The sequence below is a fragment of the Arsenophonus endosymbiont of Aphis craccivora genome, assembly GCF_013460135.1.
Taxonomy (GTDB): Bacteria; Pseudomonadota; Gammaproteobacteria; order Enterobacterales; family Enterobacteriaceae; genus Arsenophonus; species Arsenophonus nilaparvatae.
The window spans coordinates 942,829-960,569 of record NZ_CP038155.1 but is presented as its reverse complement, the minus strand read 5'-3'; the positions used below and the strand labels follow the sequence as shown (position 1 = coordinate 960,569).

19 protein-coding genes, 1 tRNA gene and 4 pseudogenes are annotated in these 17,741 nt (G+C 41.1%); 11 read left to right on the top strand and 13 right to left on the bottom strand.

Annotated elements, in window-relative coordinates; genetic code table 11:
* Positions 1-69: 69 nt before the first annotated feature.
* Both ftsH and rlmE read right to left on the bottom strand, forming a co-directional pair.
* Complete coding sequence (gene ftsH / locus E3U36_RS05130) at positions 70-2,013, bottom strand: ATP-dependent zinc metalloprotease FtsH (protein ID WP_180817542.1); 1,944 nt, start codon at positions 2,011-2,013, stop codon at positions 70-72.
* A 59-nt stretch (positions 2,014-2,072) separates the two neighbouring features.
* Positions 2,073-2,702 carry a 23S rRNA (uridine(2552)-2'-O)-methyltransferase RlmE gene (gene rlmE, locus E3U36_RS05125; protein ID WP_180817321.1) on the bottom strand — a complete coding sequence of 210 codons (630 nt, stop codon included), beginning with the start codon at positions 2,700-2,702 and terminating at the stop codon, positions 2,073-2,075.
* 134 nt (positions 2,703-2,836) lie between these two features.
* Here rlmE and yhbY point away from each other — a divergent pair, with 134 nt between their 5' ends.
* Entirely contained in the window at positions 2,837-3,130 is a 294-nt protein-coding gene (yhbY, locus tag E3U36_RS05120) for a ribosome assembly RNA-binding protein YhbY (protein ID WP_180817320.1), read from the top strand.
* A gap of 113 nt (positions 3,131-3,243) precedes the next feature.
* On the opposite strand, the gene greA is transcribed toward yhbY, so the two are convergent.
* The 4 genes and pseudogenes from greA to rplU form a co-directional block, all read right to left on the bottom strand.
* Entirely contained in the window at positions 3,244-3,720 is a 477-nt protein-coding gene (gene greA / locus E3U36_RS05115) for a transcription elongation factor GreA (RefSeq protein WP_180817541.1), read from the bottom strand.
* A gap of 415 nt (positions 3,721-4,135) precedes the next feature.
* Positions 4,136-5,164: pseudogene (gene cgtA / locus E3U36_RS05110) on the bottom strand (Obg family GTPase CgtA); the annotation flags it as partial.
* A 133-nt stretch (positions 5,165-5,297) separates the two neighbouring features.
* Positions 5,298-5,555, bottom strand: coding sequence for a 50S ribosomal protein L27 (gene rpmA / locus E3U36_RS05105; RefSeq protein ID WP_180817318.1), 258 nt, complete (start codon positions 5,553-5,555; stop codon positions 5,298-5,300).
* Between the two features lie 19 nt (positions 5,556-5,574).
* Positions 5,575-5,883, bottom strand: a complete 309-nt coding sequence (rplU, locus tag E3U36_RS05100) for a 50S ribosomal protein L21 (RefSeq protein ID WP_180817317.1) — start codon at positions 5,881-5,883, stop codon at positions 5,575-5,577.
* Between the two features lie 264 nt (positions 5,884-6,147).
* Between rplU and ispB the strand changes: the two genes are divergently transcribed.
* On the top strand, positions 6,148-7,119 hold the full coding sequence (gene ispB, locus E3U36_RS05095) for an octaprenyl diphosphate synthase (protein WP_180817316.1): 972 nt from the start codon (positions 6,148-6,150) through the stop codon (positions 7,117-7,119).
* 44 nt (positions 7,120-7,163) lie between these two features.
* Here the strand turns inward: ispB and E3U36_RS13400 are convergent, their stop codons facing one another.
* Positions 7,164-7,427 (bottom strand): hypothetical protein, encoded by a 264-nt coding sequence (locus E3U36_RS13400; protein ID WP_304488605.1) that lies wholly within the window; start codon positions 7,425-7,427, stop codon positions 7,164-7,166.
* Between E3U36_RS13400 and E3U36_RS05085 the strand changes: the two genes are divergently transcribed.
* Positions 7,421-8,344, top strand: a complete 924-nt coding sequence (locus E3U36_RS05085; protein WP_180817315.1) for an IS5 family transposase — start codon at positions 7,421-7,423, stop codon at positions 8,342-8,344. The genes E3U36_RS13400 and E3U36_RS05085 overlap by 7 nt on opposite strands.
* 41 nt (positions 8,345-8,385) lie before the next feature.
* On the opposite strand, the gene E3U36_RS05080 is transcribed toward E3U36_RS05085, so the two are convergent.
* The 6 genes from E3U36_RS05080 to E3U36_RS05055 form a co-directional block, all read right to left on the bottom strand.
* Positions 8,386-8,607 carry a hypothetical protein gene (locus E3U36_RS05080; RefSeq protein WP_238337523.1) on the bottom strand — a complete coding sequence of 74 codons (222 nt, stop codon included), beginning with the start codon at positions 8,605-8,607 and terminating at the stop codon, positions 8,386-8,388.
* A 115-nt stretch (positions 8,608-8,722) separates the two neighbouring features.
* Positions 8,723-9,343: a hypothetical protein gene (locus E3U36_RS05075; RefSeq protein ID WP_180817313.1), complete on the bottom strand. Its 621-nt coding sequence runs from the start codon at positions 9,341-9,343 to the stop codon at positions 8,723-8,725.
* A 217-nt stretch (positions 9,344-9,560) separates the two neighbouring features.
* Positions 9,561-10,016, bottom strand: a complete 456-nt coding sequence (locus E3U36_RS05070) for a deoxyhypusine synthase family protein (protein WP_238337522.1) — start codon at positions 10,014-10,016, stop codon at positions 9,561-9,563.
* Positions 10,017-10,091: 75 nt separating this feature from the next.
* The gene (locus E3U36_RS05065) at positions 10,092-10,304 is read right to left on the bottom strand and encodes a hypothetical protein (protein WP_180817312.1); all 213 of its coding nucleotides are present in this window, start codon (positions 10,302-10,304) and stop codon (positions 10,092-10,094) included.
* A 34-nt stretch (positions 10,305-10,338) separates the two neighbouring features.
* Positions 10,339-10,788 carry a type III secretion system translocon subunit SseC family protein gene (gene sctE / locus E3U36_RS05060; protein ID WP_180817311.1) on the bottom strand — a complete coding sequence of 150 codons (450 nt, stop codon included), beginning with the start codon at positions 10,786-10,788 and terminating at the stop codon, positions 10,339-10,341.
* Positions 10,789-10,946: 158 nt separating this feature from the next.
* Positions 10,947-11,402, bottom strand: coding sequence for a hypothetical protein (locus E3U36_RS05055; RefSeq protein WP_180817310.1), 456 nt, complete (start codon positions 11,400-11,402; stop codon positions 10,947-10,949).
* Positions 11,403-11,636: 234 nt separating this feature from the next.
* Between E3U36_RS05055 and E3U36_RS05050 the strand changes: the two genes are divergently transcribed.
* The 8 genes and pseudogenes from E3U36_RS05050 to E3U36_RS05015 all read left to right on the top strand — a co-directional run bounded on the left by E3U36_RS05050 (position 11,637) and on the right by E3U36_RS05015 (position 17,705).
* Positions 11,637-12,287, top strand: coding sequence for a hypothetical protein (locus E3U36_RS05050; RefSeq protein WP_180817309.1), 651 nt, complete (start codon positions 11,637-11,639; stop codon positions 12,285-12,287).
* 97 nt (positions 12,288-12,384) lie between these two features.
* Positions 12,385-12,469, top strand: a tRNA-Leu gene (locus E3U36_RS05045).
* Positions 12,470-12,642: 173 nt separating this feature from the next.
* A pseudogene (locus E3U36_RS05040) lies at positions 12,643-12,811 on the top strand (Arm DNA-binding domain-containing protein); the annotation flags it as partial.
* A 1-nt stretch (position 12,812) separates the two neighbouring features.
* A pseudogene (locus E3U36_RS05035) lies at positions 12,813-12,982 on the top strand (DUF4942 domain-containing protein); the annotation flags it as partial.
* 285 nt (positions 12,983-13,267) lie between these two features.
* Positions 13,268-14,026, top strand: a pseudogene (locus E3U36_RS05030) (helix-turn-helix transcriptional regulator).
* A 924-nt stretch (positions 14,027-14,950) separates the two neighbouring features.
* Positions 14,951-15,523 (top strand): restriction endonuclease subunit S, encoded by a 573-nt coding sequence (locus E3U36_RS05025; protein ID WP_180817307.1) that lies wholly within the window; start codon positions 14,951-14,953, stop codon positions 15,521-15,523.
* Between the two features lie 6 nt (positions 15,524-15,529).
* A complete protein-coding gene (locus E3U36_RS05020; RefSeq protein WP_180817306.1) occupies positions 15,530-17,053 on the top strand; it encodes a type I restriction-modification system subunit M in 1,524 nt (507 codons plus the stop codon).
* Positions 17,043-17,705 carry a restriction endonuclease subunit S gene (locus E3U36_RS05015; protein WP_180817305.1) on the top strand — a complete coding sequence of 221 codons (663 nt, stop codon included), beginning with the start codon at positions 17,043-17,045 and terminating at the stop codon, positions 17,703-17,705. Before E3U36_RS05020 ends, E3U36_RS05015 begins: the two co-directional genes overlap by 11 nt.
* Positions 17,706-17,741 lie beyond the last annotated feature (36 nt).

The window sequence follows — 17,741 nt, the reverse complement described above, 5'->3', positions numbered from 1 at the left end:
CCAAACAAAACCCCAGGTTGTCATGGGGTTTCAATCATTTATTCATTTCACATAGAGAACCAATGATCATTAACGATTCTCTGTGTTACTTCCATTATCATTTTCTTGCACATTATCTTCACCCTGAGCGGCAGAAATATTCTTTTCTGGCTCTCCTTGTGATGAGGATGTTGTAGTAGGATTACTATCATTATCATCCCAGCCAGCTGGAGCTCTAACTGGACGGAGATTCATCAAATCATCAATTTGAGTTGCATCAATGGTTTCATATTTCATCAATGCATCCTTCATCGCATGCAAAATATCCATGTGTTCATTCAAAATCTGACGAGCTCGTTTATAATTACGATCAATAATTGCCTTGATCTCTTCATCAATTGCTCGCGCAGTTTCGTCTGACATATGATTAGCTTTAGCAACCGAGCGGCCCAGGAAAACCTCACCTTCTTCTTCGGCATAGAGCAATGGCCCTAATTTCTCAGAAAAACCCCATTGCGTCACCATATTACGAGCAAGATTAGTTGCTAATTTAATGTCGTTTGACGCGCCAGTAGATACCTTTTCTGAACCGTAAATAATTTCTTCAGCTAATCTGCCGCCATAAAGCGTAGAAATTTGACTTTCTAGCTTTTGCCGACTCGCACTAATTTGATCACCTTCTGGCAAGAAGAATGTGACACCTAACGCACGACCTCGTGGGATAATTGTCACTTTATGAACAGGATCATGTTCTGGAACAATACGTCCTATAATCGCATGGCCAGCCTCATGATAAGCCGTAGATTCTTTTTGTTCCTCTGTCATCACCATAGAGCGACGTTCAGCACCCATCATGAGCTTGTCTTTTGCCTTGTCGAATTCCACCATCGTGACAACACGCTTCTTTCCGCGTGCTGCAAAAAGGGCGGCTTCATTAACTAAATTAGCTAAATCAGCACCAGAAAAACCAGGTGTGCCTCGTGCCAATACTGAAGCATCAACACTAGGATCTAAAGGTACACGGCGCATATGAACCTTCAAAATCTGCTCACGACCACGTACATCAGGTAAACCCACAACAACCTGCCGATCAAAACGTCCAGGACGCAATAATGCCGGATCTAACACATCTGGACGGTTGGTAGCGGCAATAACAATAATACCTTCATTACCTTCAAATCCATCCATCTCTACCAACATTTGGTTAAGAGTTTGTTCACGTTCATCGTGCCCTCCTCCCAAACCTGCGCCACGTTGGCGGCCAACCGCATCGATTTCGTCAATAAATATGATACAAGGCGCGGCTTTCTTTGCTTGTTCAAACATATCACGAACTCGAGAAGCACCAACACCAACGAACATTTCTACGAAATCTGAACCGGAGATAGTAAAAAAGGGAACTTTTGCTTCACCTGCAATGGCTTTTGCCAATAAAGTTTTACCTGTTCCCGGTGGCCCTACCATCAGAATTCCCTTAGGAATCCTACCACCTAATTTTTGAAAACGACCAGGTTCACGCAAATATTCAACTAGCTCACCAACTTCTTCTTTCGCTTCATCACAACCGGCAACATCAGCAAAAGTGGTTTTAATTTGATCTTCTGTCAGCATGCGCGCCTTACTCTTACCAAAGGACATAGCACCTTTGCCACCTCCTCCTTGCATCTGACGCATAAAAAAGATCCAAACCCCAATTAGTAATAGCATTGGGAACCAGGAAATGAAAATAGTCGCTAAGAAACTTTGCTCTTGAGGTGGTTCACCAATGACGGTGACATGCCTTTCAAGCAAGGTATCCAACAATCTTGGATCCTCTCTCACTGGAATATAAGTCGTATAACGACTGTTATCCGTTTTCTTAACACTAATTTCACGATCAGAAATCCGCACTTCACGTATCTGATCCTGAGTTAACTCATTCATAAAGGTAGAATAATCCACCCTGCGACTATTCGAATCGCTAGGACCAAAACTCTGGAATAGAGACATCAGGACTACCGCAATGACTACCCAGAGAATCAGGTTTTTCGCCATGTCACTCAAGGGATGAACCTCTTCATTACAACTATGTTAAATAAATAACGTACAGGGTACTATATTTTGCGTCCTGTCGCTACAATGTACACTTCACGTGAACGTGACAGTGAAGCATCTGGTTTACGAATTTTAACTTTCAAAAATAGAGAGCGAATTTCCCTCAGATATTCATCAAAGCCTTCTCCCTGAAATACTTTAACAATAAAACTTCCCCCAGTAGCCAGTACATCGCGACACATATCCAACGCTAGCTCAACCAGATACATGGATCGAGGAATATCGACCGCAGGTGTCCCACTCATATTGGGAGCCATATCAGACATAACAACCTGGACTTTTTTATCACCAACTCGTTCAAGTAATGCCTTCAATATCTGCTCATCCCGAAAATCTCCTTGTAAGAAATCAACACCTACGATGGGATCCATTAGTAATAAATCACATGCAATAACCCGCCCCGTCTGGCCAACTTTGCTTACTGCATATTGAGACCAACCACCAGGCGCTGCCCCTAAATCAACAACGGTCATACCAAGTTTAAATATTTTATCACTCTGCTGGATCTCATCCAATTTAAACCATGCACGCGAGCGAAACCCTTTTTTTTGTGCTTGAAGAACGTATTTATCACTAAAATGTTCCTGCAACCAACGACTAGAGCTTGCTGAACGCTTTTTATTAGCCATTGTTTTTCCAACTATACTTATAAAATAACACTGATCTCTGCCATTTTCGATATACCAAAATTATAGAATTTATGGTGATAACTAAAAGATGGCGGTAGAATGTACCGTTTTCAATCCCACTAAAGCAAAAAACAATGACTCTTAATAAAAAGCAAATACAATATATAACAAGCCTTGCTCATCATCTAAACCCTGTTGTAATGATAGGTAACAATGGTTTAACTGAAGGTGTTTTAGCTGAAATCGAACAATCTTTGTCATATCATGAACTTATTAAAATCAAGATAGCGAGCGAAGATCGCGAAAGCAAAAATTTGATAGCTAACGCTATTGTTCGAGAAACTGATGCTATCAATGTGCAAATTATTGGTAAAATTTTGATACTCGATCGCCCTTATGAAGCACGCAAAATCATTTTACCTAAATAAGTTTTCTACATTTATACCAAAATGCCATCCCACTTCAGGGTAAAAAAGGCCGCTTTGGCCTCTTTTACTTTTGAATTAACTCAAGAACATAACACTTTAAGATAAAATGAAAATCAAATATATTCCACTCGTAAAATTTCATATTCAACTTCACCGCCAGGGGTGTTGATAACTTCTACATCATCCATAGTCTTACCGATCAGGCCTCGAGCTATTGGTGAATTAACAGAAATGAGATTTTCTTTGATGTCGGCTTCATCATCACCCACAATACGATAAATCTGATCTTCATTTGTCGTTACATTAAATACGGTAACTGTCGCGCCGAATATTACACGGCCCTCATTTTTCATTTTTGTTACATCAATAACTTGCGCATGAGACAATTTAGCCTCAATTTCTTGGATACGCCCTTCGCAAAACCCTTGCTGCTCACGCGCTGCATGATATTCTGCATTTTCTTTCAAATCACCATGTTCACGTGCTTCTGCAATAGCAGCAATAATTTCAGGACGGCGAATATTCTTTAAAAATTCTAACTCTTTACGCAGCTTGTCTGCGCCACGTACCGTCATTGGAATCTGTTTCATTAATAAATGCCTCTGATTCTTTCCTAAATAAAAATTAAATATCTTCCTGATTTTTCTGTTATTAAAGCAAATTAGCACTTCTGACAAAACAACATTCTGGGCAAACAAAAAAGGGGGCAAACCTTGTTAACTATTAATTTATAACTTTATTATTCTATCATTTCATTAACCATTCTAACGCACACTTAATGCTAGGTCACCGTTTACTTTTTTCTGCATTACACTTTAGTATGTCTATTATGTCTACTTTTATATACAGCACTTATGGCTTTTTTAAAAAAAATTGGAAGATCATATTGGTTATTTAACCTACTTTTCATATGCAATCAGCCGCTATCAGCGCCAATTGAAAACTATATTAATTATCTACCTGCAGGTACAAATCTCTCTTTTATCGCGCAAAAAGTGGGGAACGAGTATCTACCGATATATTTTGAGGATGGGCTTGGATAAACGTCATAATATCCCAACAAAGTGTTTTAACACCTAACTGATTTACCGCAGAAATCTGATAATACTTATCTTGCCATCCTAATGCTTCAATAATGGCTTTTATACGGTCATTAGCCTCTTCTGGGGTCAAAAGATCAACTTTGTTAAAAACTAACCACCGCGGTTTTTGTGCTAATTTCTCACTATATTTTTCCAGTTCCGCATCAATTATTTTGGCATTTTGAGCCGGATCAGAACCATCAATAGGGCAAATATCAATAAGATGCAGAAGTATCGTGCAACGTTCCAAATGCTTTAAGAAACGAATGCCAAGACCTGTTCCTTCTGCCGCTCCCTCAATTAAGCCAGGGATATCAGCAATAACAAAGCTTTGCTCACTATCCATGCGTACTACGCCCAAACTCGGCACCAAAGTAGTAAATGGATAATCAGCAACTTTGGGTTTTGCCGCCGAGACTGAGCGAATGAAAGTCGATTTACCAGCATTCGGCATACCTAGCATGCCTACATCAGCCAATAACATCAATTCAAGTAGCAATTCTCTTGTTTCACCTTTCGTTCCCATCGTTTTTTGACGGGGAGCACGGTTGACTGATGATTTAAATCGGGTATTACCTAAACCATGAAATCCACCTTTCACAACCATTAAACGTTGCCCGTGACGCGTCATATCACCAACGATTTCTCTGGTTAAAAAATCACGTATTCGCGTGCCAACCGGGACTTTAATGGTCTTATCTTGACCACGTTTGCCAGTACAATCACGACTTTGACCATTCTGTCCCCGCTCAGCCTGGAAGATTGTTTCAAATCGATAATCGATCAACGTATTAAGATTTTCATCAGCCAACATATAAACATCTCCACCATCTCCACCATCTCCACCATCAGGCCCGCCCTTAGGGATATATTTTTCACGGCGGAAGCTAACGCAGCCATTGCCACCATCGCCAGCTGTAACTAATATTTTGGCTTCATCAACAAATTTCATTATCTTTTCTCCGCATACTAGACATTATACGCTAGATGGTAGTTTTACCCAGAGATGGTATCACATAAGGTAATATAAAAAGCCCCGCAACATTGCAGGGCTTTTTTAAACGCTATTTAAAGATCAAAAAAACTTATTCAGTTTCGATACTGATATATTTACGATTTTTTGGTCCTTTAATTTCAAATTTAACTTTTCCGTCAGCCAATGCAAATAGGGTATGATCGCGACCACAACCAACATTACTACCAGCATGGAATTTCGTACCACGCTGACGAACAATAATGCTACCTGCCAACACAGATTCACCACCAAAACGTTTCACACCTAGGCGTTTTGCTTCGGAATCGCGACCATTACGCGTTGAGCCGCCAGCCTTTTTATGTGCCATTAATCTGATCTCCTAATTCTTAAGCAATAACAGTGATCTTAACATCAGTAAACCACTGACGGTGGCCCTGTTGTTTACGGCTATGTTTACGGCGACGAAATTTAACAATTTTAATTTTCTCACCGCGACCATGCGCAATAACTTCAGCTTTAACTTTGATGCCTTCAACGACAGGAGAACCGATTTTAATATCATCACCGTCGGCGATCATCAATACTTGATCGAACTCAACAGTTTCACCTGTCGCAATGTCTAGCTTTTCCAAGCGAACTGTTTGGCCTTCGCTGACTCGGTGTTGTTTACCACCACTTTGGAAAACCGCGTACATATAAACTCCGCTTAACACACTCCCTTAGCATATTTGATTTCAGAGTGCATTTTATAAATATTCACAATAGGGCGCAAATTCTACGCAAAAAAGCATCAGAAGACAAGCCTAGAATTCAATCTAATAATAAAAAATCTACTTTCTGAAGTGTATTTATTCCTTAGCCGTTCATTTGTAATTAATTTTACAGTACAATTAGCGGCAGATTAACAGTACGAAATCATTTGACTAAATATTATGTTTAGGTAAAATCAAATTTATAAAATGAATTTAGAATCAATTATCAATCTAACCGCAAAAGACATGGAAGCGGTTAATAAAACAATCTTGAATCAATTAAATTCAGATGTCCATCTCATTAATAAGCTGGGCCACTATATTATTAGCGGTGGTGGAAAAAAAATTCGGCCCATGATTGCTATCCTGGTTGGAAGGGCTTTAGGATATCAAGGAGAAAAACACATTAATGTAGCAGCATTGGTTGAATTTATTCATACCGCAACACTACTACATGATGATGTCGTTGATGAGTCCACCTTGCGGCGCGGTAAAAAAACAGCAAATGCTGTTTTTGGTAATGCTGCTAGTGTATTAGTCGGAGACTTCATTTATACCCGATCATTTCAAATGATGACAGAGCTTGATTCTATGCCTGTTTTAAAGCTGATGTCTGATGCAACAAATATCATCGCAGAAGGTGAGGTTTCACAATTAATCAATTGTAATAATCCAGACATCACCGAAAGTACCTATATGAAAATAATATATAGTAAAACTGCACGCCTATTTGAAGCAGCGACACACGCATCAGCGATCGTATCAGGTGCCAATGAAATCCAACAGCAAGCCTTACGAGATTATGGCCGTTATCTTGGTACTGCCTTCCAACTGATTGATGATCTTCTGGATTATGACGCGGATAGCACCACTATTGGCAAAAATATTGGCGATGATTTGGATGAAGGAAAACTAACACTACCTCTACTTCATGCAATGAAAAAAGGCACCGCAGAAGAATCTGCACTTATTCGTAACTCAATAGAAAAAGGTAATGGGCGCCATTTACTCAGTATCATATTAATTACCATGAAACGCTGTGGCTCTCTTGAATATACCCGCAGCCTAGCTAGAGAGGAAGCTGATAAAGCAATTAAAGCTCTCGATATCTTACCTGATACATCTTATAAAGATGCTCTAATCAGCTTGGCTTGCATTTCCATTCAACGCCCCTCGTAATAAAAACTTCTCTGGAACAGCTCATATCCTGTTCCAGAGTTATCTTATTCCACCAATATCGCTTCACAACAATTGATATAACCAATTAACTTTTCCAATCCTTCCCGTAAAATAAATTTAATAATCTTTTCACGCTCTTTTTTTGTTAATTGTTTATAAGCTTCGAACCAAATTAAAAAAGCAGCGAGTTCTTTCGCGGTATACCATTCTTTTTTCATAATTTTCTGGCTTTGTTGAATAAATCGAACTTTTAGGTGATTGGCGGATCTGATCGCTAAATTCGTTTCAACATCAGGTCCCCATGGCAAAGCAAAAGTTTAAAATTACCAACTGGCCCGCGTACAACAAGGCACTCAGACAACGCGGTTCCCTGACGGTCTGGCTTGATGAGTCGGCCATCGCTGGATGGACTGACAGTTCTTCGCCTGAAGGTCGTGGCCGGCCGCTTTACTACAGCGATATGGCTGTTACCACTGTCCTGATGATGAAGCGTGTGTTTAACCTGTCGCTCCGGGCATTACAGGGCTTCGTTGATTCGATTTTTAAACTCATGTCTTTGCCGCTGTGCTGTCCGGACTACTCGCTGGTCAGCAGACGAGCAAAGAGCGTCAAAATCAGCATAAAAACGCCAACGCGTGGTGAAATCTCGCATCTGGTCATCGACAGTACCGGTCTGAAGGTCTTTGGCGAAGGTGAATGGAAAGTCAGGCAGCATGGGGCTGACAGACGAAGAGTGTGGCGCAAGCTTCATCTGGCAGCAGACAGTGTGAATCATGAGATTATCTGTGCCGACTTATCGCTCAGCGGAACGACAGATGCGCAGGCACTGCCGGGCCTGATTAACCAAACCCACCGGAAAATCAGGGAAGTGTCAGCAGACGGTGCTTATGACGCCTGTTACTGCCACGACGCGTTGCTAAGAAAGAAAATCAGGCCCCTTATCCCGCCGCGAAGCGGAGCGAAATACTGGCCGGACAAGTACCATGAACGTAACCATGCGGTGGCGAATCAGCGTCTGAGCAGGAGTAATGATATGTGGAAAAAGAAAGTGGGTTATCACCGGCGTTCAGTGGCAGAAACAGCGATGTTCCGCATAAAAACTTTGCTGGGTGGCCATCTGAGGCTGCGTGACTATGAGGCTCAGGTAGGTGAAGCAATGGCGATGGTCAAAGCGCTGAACCGTATGACGTTGTTGGGTATGCCACACAGCGTCAGGATCGGATAACAGGTGTAGCAGAGGGAGCCATCCTGTCGGCTAATTCTGATTTATTCAACAAAGCCATTTTGAATCCCATTGTCTATCTCTCTATTGCCATTTTTTATATCGTTGAGTGATCTCTCTATGACATAAAAATATAAATTTTGTTGGTTTTGCAATTTATCATCTGGCTTAAGGTAAATGAGATGATCTTTTATTATTTCAGGCGGTAAAATAGTCAAACTTGCCGGTAGAATAGGTTGAGTATAGGTTTTGATAAATGCAGACACAGTGTTTTTGTGCTCTATACTAGACGAAAACCCGGCAGCATGTGACGTGGAATAATTTATTGCTGTGACCATAAAAATTCTCGTTTCAATCATCGATTATTAAGTAAACATTATATTAAGCTCTAATATTGCCTGAAATAGTGTATACAGTTTGTTGACTATATTCGATCATTTTATTAAGAATTTGTATCAGTTTGTTTTTTACCTCGTCATTGATATTTTCTTCCCGCTGATGGGTCTCTCCGGTGGCATTATTCATTTGTTGCTCAGTTTCTAAAATACGTTGGTTACCCTGTTCTTTGACTTGTCCAGAAGCTAGAGGTTGTTGCGCAATTTGGCTGATTGGGTTTGATAAGCTGCTAATGGCATTTCCAGCTAACAGGGAGCTATTTTGTAGGGTGCCAACATTGTGGGTGGTGGTTTGCGACAACCCTTTATAACTGATCCATGCACCGGCGATTGTCATTCCCAGACTTAAAGAGCTACCCGCGATAGCACTTGTCAATAGTGAACCGGCTTCGGTGTACTTACTATCTTTGACTTTTTCGCTGGATTGTAGGGTGGTGATTTTTAGTTGGTCTCCGTTGTTACGGCTTTTGGCGTTAAGTTCTCTTAATGTAGCTGATATTTTGTTCAATAACAATAGCAATTGCACATCAGTAATTCCTAATAAATTCATTACTGTAGGCAATAATTTTGTTAAACGATCGATTAACGCTTGCTCATCTTTTTCCACTGTTGATGGTGTAAGTAGCGGTAAATTGATTTGGTTGATGTGCTCTTTGGTTGTCTGTTCAATCTGTAGCTGTGCTGTTTTGTTAGCTAAATGCTGAGAGACTAATTTGTCAGAAACTTGATTAGATTACGTCGCGTTTTTAGCATACTTTACCGCTAATGACGGAATAAAATTTTTAGTTACTGAAGGAGTAATAGTTGTCATGGTTAAGTCCTTTTTATACAATAGTGTTTAAATTATGAGTAATATATTTACCGGTATGCAGGCTTTGGCTGCAAATTTCGCCTATTTTACGCATTAACTCAGCGATCGTTTCCATCTCTTTGGCAAAGTTATCCATCACTTGGCTAAGCAGTTTATCCAGTTGAGCCATTATTTGATTAATGACGGTCAAATCACCTAATCGTTTAATAACATCGACTTCCAGATCAGTGGCGTGGAGATTTAAGGCAGCATTTGTGCTGGCATTGGTAACGGAAAGGCCAAGCAGACTTTTTTGCATCGCTGAGGCACTGATATGTTGGGCTAATTTATTTTTCATGGTATGAATTAATGCATTATTAATGGTTTTATCCAGCAAGTTATTGAATGCTTGTTTGATAGCGATAGCAATCATTTTGCTGGTGTTGTTGCTTACCATACGTGCTAAGTTAGTTAATAGATTATTGATCATTTTGTCCAGCAAGTGATTTAGGGCACGTTTAAGCTTGTCAGCGATAATTTTACCGGCTACACTGGCTAATTTCGCTTAGCCAATGGCGGCAGCAACCATTGTTACTGTAACGATAATGGTAGCGACAATGTCGGTTATTTCCTTGATCTGTTTTTTCAGCTCGGCGATTTCACTTTCTGATGCTCCCCGTAATTTAGCTTCGCTAATTGCGATATTGCATAAAAAGTTGGAGATCTCTTGCGCTATTTTCATCATCAACTCACCGACTTGCGCTAATGCTTTATTCATAAAGGAGCCGCCTCCTGCTGCATGGGTGATGGTATCAGCAGCGAGTAAGGCGATGCCGACTGCGGCTAGCGCCACAGGTAAAGACGGCGGCGACCACCCCAACCGCGGCAATTAGCCAGGAAAAAATTTGGCTGCCAATCGCCAACCATTTACGCGCTTCTTCTGCTTTACGGATTTTTTCATCAATATCCTGCGCTCGTTTTTCTGCCTGAATTTCAGTCATTCGTTGCATTTCTTGCAAAATTTCCCGTTGACTATTCATACTTTCTAGGGTGAGGGAACCGAGCAATTCACGCATTTTGGCCATTAGATAAGTGAGTTTGGCGCTGCTTGGCAAATGCTGTGATTCCAGCTCGATTAAGGTTTTAAAGCTAGCTAGTTTTAAACTGAATAGGCTTTTTTCTGCTTCATCAAGTTGGTTAACGATGTTAGTGTCGTTTTTGAGATCAGCCAGTCGAACACGCTGATGTTCGGTATCTTGCACCAGGCTTTTGTAAGCGCCTTGGGCGACTGAGATAGAATATAATTTCCGTTTATCCTCATCCATCTAGTAGCGAACAGTGTTATACCATTCGGTATGGATAACACCATTATCACGCCATTTTTTATCGGTTTGGCTGGTGCTATCGCTAACGATAGGTTTCAGACGATTACGTTCAATGCATTGGAGGAATTGCGTGATGGCGAGTTTTTTTGCTTGAGTTCATCAACTGAAAGTGTGATATTAGTTAAATCTAAATTAAGCCATGGAAACTCTTGCTCTAACAGGTTGCTCATCTCTTGCCGGTCAGTGAGTCTATTTTTTCCTGCAATAGCCTGCCTAAACTGTTCGCTGAGTCCTTGATTTTCAAACAGATTGGCCAGTGCATTAGTATCAGCCTCGGTTTGTTCATGTAACTTTTTGGCGACATGTAGCCAGCTGTCGATAAAATCATCTCGATACTGGCTGAGGTTTTTTTCAATTTTCAGGTAGATTTGTTCCACTTTTTTAGCTTGTTGAATCTGATTATTCAATTGGGCTTGAATTTTCCACTGGGTTAGATTTTCGCGTAGATTTTTAATCTCATTTTTACCGATAAGTTGTTGATATTGTTTCATCAGTAACAGAAGTTAGGCATTATTATCTGCGTTAGATAAAAGATTATCTGCCGGTGGAGTAAGGATAGGTATATCTTTACCAGATTGATTTTGACTGGTGGTCTTTTTTTGTTCGTTTTCAATCACACTATTGACTTGTTGAGTAATTTTTTTTGTAGAGTGGTTAACTGGTTGACTAGATTCTTATCTACTACACGACCTGAAAAATTATTGACTCAAGCGATAGATAATGTCTTGATCCGCGCTAAGTCCAAACAGAGCTATGATTATCATCAAATACTGATAAGCCAGGCCAAAAAACAGGCGAAGAAAATAATTATTGCTGCGCAAGCAGAAAAAGAACAAATATTTAGCCAGGCTAAAATCCACGGTTATTGCCAAGGGATCAGCCAGACATCTACTGCGCTTGCCTTATTTATTCAGGCATACCAAACCATCAACCACAACCTTTATAACGATATAATTACACAAATAGAGCAAACATTAATTCAATTTCTATTAACAGAACCGGTGATTGAGCAGATACTGGGTAATTTAGTGGCCAAAGTTGACCTCCAGCAGCAAAGCAAAATTTACCTACCGGAAAAGCTGGCAACCACATTATCTGAGCATTGGTCAGACAAATTTAGCAATATCAAACTCACTAGCCACCAACAAAATTGCATAATGCTAGAAATGGGTAATGAAATTCTTTACTTATCGCCGGAAAAAAGTGTTACCGAGATGATGAAAAGTATCATTGCAGATAAACAGATCGCCGCCAGCAACCAGCAACAAATAGCCTTCATCACTGAACTGAAAGAAAACTTCGTTAAAACGCTACAACAACAGTTTGAGCACTATCTGACAGCCAGCAACCAAAGCTTGCCTGAAGCAGATAGATGATTGCTTTTTAAGCACTTAACGTCATTGTTGAACAATAACAGTTGCGCCTGACGAGATGACAAGTATAATAGGCCGTTTTCCGCGATTCTCCCTCAATGCCGAAGTGGCGAAATCGGTAGACGCAGTTGATTCAAAATCAACCTCCTTCGGGTGTGCCGGTTCGAGTCCGGCCTTCGGCACCATAAAACATTTCTGAACATCAGGTGATGTCTTTTTTTGTGTTTTGAATCCAGTAGTTACCCATTTTTTCCGTTATATTAACTCTCTCTAGGTCAACCGACTTCAACGCACATCTACCTACAGATGATGGCATTTTCTGTTCGATAATGCTTATACCAACAGGGAGGAGATAAGCATGGCACTAACAGATATCAAAGTCAGAATAGCCAAGCCAACGGATAAGCAAGACAAGCTGATTGGGCAGTGGTATGCATCTTCTCGTCCATCCGAATGTCTCAAAATACTGGCGTTTACAGTACCGCTTTGGCGGTAAGCAAAAGATGCTCGCACTTGGAGTTTATCCTTATGGGTTTTATTCGTGATAACCCTCGTGCGCAGATGTTTGAGGACGATCTCTTCACTATTCGTTATTTCCAGAAGGAGAGTGGGCACATCGCGTTTAAGCGTTTGGATCTGGTCGAAAAGATGAATGATATCGTGGAGAAGCACTATCCGGGGTGTTGCCAGCAAAATGAAATATGATGTTTTTATAAGCAGAGGTGGAAATTGGAAAAGTGTTATTCAATGACTACTAGGTTCACTACGAGCTCCGTGACACTGCCATCTACATCGTAGATTGCTGGCATACAAAAGAAGAACGATGAGGAAGTGCTTTTACGTTAACGAGTATTGCTTACCGATATTTAACTCATTTTTGTGTTTTTTTACTCATTAATGTGTTTTAATGGCATCTATTATTTCTAAGTAGGAGGTATTTCATCTTGCAAAACAAAATCAAAGAACTCCGTACCCAACTATAAATCACTCAACGTGAATTAGCAGATATGGTTGGTACCAGCCAACAGCAGATTCAGAGTATTGAAACAGGGAAAGTTGCGGCCAAGTTGGGGCTGGCGCAAGCGATCAGCGCCGTCTTAAAGAAGCCGTTGATCGTTGTTTTTCCCGATAGCGATAACTTGCTGAAGAAATTGCGCAATCAAAGTAGTCGTAGTGACGATGAGCTGGAAAATATTGCCGCTATTGGTATTGAAATGGATGATTGCTTTTGGTGGGTGAAACTCTGGCTACAAGGGCAGCAAGATTATTTACTGTTACCTATTTCCTCGGCTGATAAGCGTCGTTTTTACTCTTATTTTCAGGAAAGCGCAGTGCCAGGCCGTGAGCATTTTTTTGTTTTCGACTCTGAGCAGCATCGTTATGCCTTAAATACTCGAGAAGTGATTTTCCACCAATTTTTGTTTGATGGTTTTCCACCTATCCCTGATGAAGAGGGTGACGATGCAAATGAAGGACGTTATGGAAATGTCCATGTTACCATGGCGAACGGCGGCCCAGTCATTGAGCTATGCTGTGAATCCGAGGTATCGTAGGACGACGGAATTGAAGATGTTGGTCAATTGAATGCATTTTTTGACATTCTGGAGTTAGAACCAGAATCAACAGAGCGCTATCAGTTAACCGACGAAGATGGGGAAGATGCTTTTATCCGTATTGGTTCTATTGCGATGGTCCGAATTGCGCTTGATGCTTTGGAGTCTGTCGAGGAAGATGATAAGTAATAGGATCGGCATCTTAACCAAGTCATGCTCGTCAGGGTTCGATGCCGAAAATCAATGAAATTATGTGTTGGTATCTGTGTTGGTATAACATCATCGCTTTTATTATTAATTATTTTAAATCATGAGGTTGAGTTATGTGTATGAGTCCGGCCTTTGACACCATAAAACATTTATGGACATCAGATGATGTCTTTTTTTGTGTTTTAAATTCCAGTATCTGCAAGGCTTTTTTGTTTTTTTAATCAATGTCTATCAATCTAGTTCAACCGATATTAACGTCTGTGTGAGTATATGTCTTGCTGCAATAGTGTTTGTATATTCATAATGCTGAGTATCTGGGAATCGTAGCCTTATGCTGTAGTGGTACAGGGATTATCTAGATGTGGTTCGGAAAAAAAGGTTATTCCGTAGAATATTGATAAGCTTATTTCTTAATTTATATCATTAATGATTCTAACCCAATTTTGTTAGATGCCTTAATTAGTGATTGTGGTTACTTTGTCACAAGATTAGCGGCCGCTGTTATTTTTTGTTCCTTAATCTAAATTAGTGTTAAGCTATAGAGGTTCTACTGCGTTTATTTTCTTGACTCAGTGAAAAGTTTGCACGATAATTAATATTGTTTTATTTTTATCTCTGTAGCAGTTCTATAGAGTTAAGCAAGGTTATGCTACAGGCGGCCACCTGTAACGATCACTTAAACTCCAACTTGCCAGAAGGAAATAGAAGTTATGTCAGTATATCAAATTAATTACCATTTGCCTAAGCAGCGTGACTATTCGTCTCTTATCGAACGTATCCAATCCTATGGAGCCTGGTGCCTTTTCTCAAGTCGGCCTGGATTATCGTCACCAAGTAAATAGCAGACCGCTTCGTGGATTACCATATTGCTGCAACAAATAGCGCAATAACTAAGAGGTAAGCATGCCGACAAACTTAGTGAACCTGGAGAAAATTGCCGATGTCCGTTCAGGCTTTACCTTGCGCGAGGCGATAAAACCAAGCTCAGGGGGCGACGTTCGTATTTTGCAGATCAAAGATCTCACCCAGGGTTTGCAAATAGAACCAAATGCGCTGCCAGCAGTGGTGTGGGAGCAGAATTCTACTACCCCGTTACTTGAATCGGGGGAGATCGTCGTTGCTGCGCGCGGCAATCGCAATATTGCCGTGGTTTATAGCGCTAAAGTGCCCGTTGTGGCGACGAATCAATTTCTTATCATCAATATCAAAACAAAAACGGTGTTGCCTGAGTATCTGTGCTGGATCATTAATCAGCCAAAGATCCAGCAAATGTTTCATCGTAGTGGCACAAATATTCAGCTACTGACAAAATCTGCGCTGCTCAAGGTGCAACTGCCGATACCGCCAATAGAAACTCAGCGCAGCATCATTGGCTTACAGCAGGCATGGGAACAAGAAGATCAACTGATTAATCAGCTACAGACCAGTCGTCAGAAGCTGCAACGCGGAATTTTGCAAAATTTATTTAGGAATTAATCCATTATGAGCAACAAGATAGACCAGAATCGTATTAATAGGGTGTTATGGAGCGTTTGCGACATTTTTCGCGGCACTATCAGCCCGGACACTTATAAAGATTTTATTCTTACCATGCTGTTCCTCAAGTACATCTCGGACGTGTGGCAGGATCATTACGATAACTATAAGACTGAGTATGGTGATGAGCCGGAGTTGATCGAAGAGATGATGAAGAACGAGCGTTTCGTTCTGCCAAAGAAAGCCAGCTTTTATACGCTTTTTCAGCACCGCAATGAGCCAGGCAACGGTGAGCGTATCGATCAGGCGCTGCACGCGATTGAAGAAGCCAACGGTACCAAACTGAAAGATGCGGGAAAAAGCGTATTTCAGGATATCACTTTCAATACCGACAAGTTGGGTGAAGAGAAGCAAAAGAACGGCATTCTGAAATACCTTTTGGCAGAATTTGCCAGTGCTGAACTTGACCTGAAACCCAGCCGGATAGGTGGTTTGGATGTCATCGGTAATGCCTATGAGTACCTGATTGGTAAGTTCGCGGCTAATAGTGGTCAGAAAGCTGGTGAATATTATACCCCGCCGGAAGTGTCTGATTTGATGGCAGAATTACTCGATCCGCAACCGGGCGATACCATTTGCGATCCGGCCTGCGGATCTGCCTCGTTATTGATGAAATGTGGCCGAAAAGTGGTACAAAATCACGACAGCAAGCAGTATGAGTTGTATGGCCAGGAAGCGATAGGTTCAACCTGGTCGCTGGCGAAAATGAACATGTTTTTGCACGGCGAGGATAACCACAAGATCGAATGGGGTGACACTATTCGTAACCCTAAGCTACTGGATAAAAAAGGTAACTTGAAGCTATTTGATATCGTCACCGCTAACCCGCCGTTCTCGCTGGATAAGTGGGGGCACAGCGATGTGGAAAGCGATAAATTCGGCCGTTTCCGCCGTGGTCTGCCGCCGAAAACCAAAGGCGACTATGCCTTTATTTCACATATGATCGAAACACTACAACCGAAAACCGGGCGAATGGGCGTTGTGGTGCCGCACGGTGTGCTGTTCCGTGGCTCCAGTGAAGGTAAAATTCGACAAAAGTTGATTGAAGAAAACCTGCTGGATGCAGTGATTGGCCTGCCGGAAAAGTTATTTTTTGGTACCGGTATTCCAGCCGCGATCCTGATTTTCAAAAAGCAGAAGATTGACGATAAGGTACTGTTTATCGACGCCAGCCGTGAGTTTAAAGCGAGTAAAAATCAGAACCTGCTTAGCGCAGAGAATATTGCCAAAATCGTTAAAACCTATCGTGACGGCGAAAATGTCGATAAATACGCCTATCTAGCCAGTCTGCAACAGATCCGCGACAACGACTACAACCTGAATATTACCCGCTATGTTGATACCTTTGAAGAAGAACAGGAAATTGATCTGATGGCAGTCCGTGCCGAGCGTAAGCAATTGCAAGCTCAATTGGCTGAACTGGAGCTGGAAATGGCAAAGTATCTAAAGGAGCTGGGTGATGGTGCCTGAAGGGTGGCAATTAAGTATAATAGAAAGAATTGCTACCGTTTCTTCTGGGGGAACGCCAAGTCGTAAAAACGTGCTCTATTGTAATGGTAATATCCCTTGGGTTACTACAGCTGAAGTTCAATTTAAAACAATTATTGATACAGCGGAGAAGATAACAGTAGATGGATTAAATAATTCATCAGCAAAACTCTTTCCCAAAAATACCATTCTCATGGCAATGTATGGTCAAGGCAAAACGCGAGGACAAGTTGCAAAGCTAGGAATAGAGGCTACAACTAACCAAGCATGTGCAGCGATCCTTCTAAAGGAAGGATATGAAATTGATTATTATTATCGGTTTCTGATAAGTCAGTATGAGCATATCCGAGAAATGTCTAATAGTGGTGGTCAAGAAAATCTAAGTGCTGGTATAGTAAAATTAATTCAGGTTCCAGGTCCCCCGCTTTTTGAACAAAAAAAAATCGCCCAAATCCTTTCTACCTGGGATCGGGCGATTGCTACCACTGAGCAACTGCTTGCCAATAGTCAACAGCAGAAAAAAGCGTTGATGCAGCAATTGCTAACAGGTAAAAAACGGCTACTCGATAAAAATGGGAGTAGGTTTAATTGTGAGTGGAAGAGTTGTAGGTTGGGAGATATTGGGCTTTGTTGAATAAATCGAACTTTTAGGTGATTGGCGGAGCTGATC

Excerpts from the sequence above, each read along its gene's own strand:
- ftsH (WP_180817542.1), bottom strand. The coding sequence starts at position 2,013 with ATGGCGAAAAACCTGATTCTCTGGGTAGTCATTGCGGTAGTCCTGATG.
- rlmE (WP_180817321.1), bottom strand. The coding sequence starts at position 2,702 with ATGGCTAATAAAAAGCGTTCAGCAAGCTCTAGTCGTTGGTTGCAGGAA.
- yhbY (WP_180817320.1), top strand. The coding sequence starts at position 2,837 with ATGACTCTTAATAAAAAGCAAATACAATATATAACAAGCCTTGCTCAT.
- greA (WP_180817541.1), bottom strand. The coding sequence starts at position 3,720 with ATGAAACAGATTCCAATGACGGTACGTGGCGCAGACAAGCTGCGTAAA.
- rpmA (WP_180817318.1), bottom strand. The coding sequence starts at position 5,555 with ATGGCACATAAAAAGGCTGGCGGCTCAACGCGTAATGGTCGCGATTCC.
- rplU (WP_180817317.1), bottom strand. The coding sequence starts at position 5,883 with ATGTACGCGGTTTTCCAAAGTGGTGGTAAACAACACCGAGTCAGCGAA.
- ispB (WP_180817316.1), top strand. The coding sequence starts at position 6,148 with ATGAATTTAGAATCAATTATCAATCTAACCGCAAAAGACATGGAAGCG.
- E3U36_RS05085 (WP_180817315.1), top strand. The coding sequence starts at position 7,421 with ATGGCAAAGCAAAAGTTTAAAATTACCAACTGGCCCGCGTACAACAAG.
- E3U36_RS05070 (WP_238337522.1), bottom strand. The coding sequence starts at position 10,016 with ATGATCAATAATCTATTAACTAACTTAGCACGTATGGTAAGCAACAAC.
- E3U36_RS05065 (WP_180817312.1), bottom strand. The coding sequence starts at position 10,304 with ATGAATAAAGCATTAGCGCAAGTCGGTGAGTTGATGATGAAAATAGCG.
- E3U36_RS05055 (WP_180817310.1), bottom strand. The coding sequence starts at position 11,402 with ATGAAACAATATCAACAACTTATCGGTAAAAATGAGATTAAAAATCTA.
- E3U36_RS05025 (WP_180817307.1), top strand. The coding sequence starts at position 14,951 with ATGCCGACAAACTTAGTGAACCTGGAGAAAATTGCCGATGTCCGTTCA.
- E3U36_RS05020 (WP_180817306.1), top strand. The coding sequence starts at position 15,530 with ATGAGCAACAAGATAGACCAGAATCGTATTAATAGGGTGTTATGGAGC.
- E3U36_RS05015 (WP_180817305.1), top strand. The coding sequence starts at position 17,043 with ATGGTGCCTGAAGGGTGGCAATTAAGTATAATAGAAAGAATTGCTACC.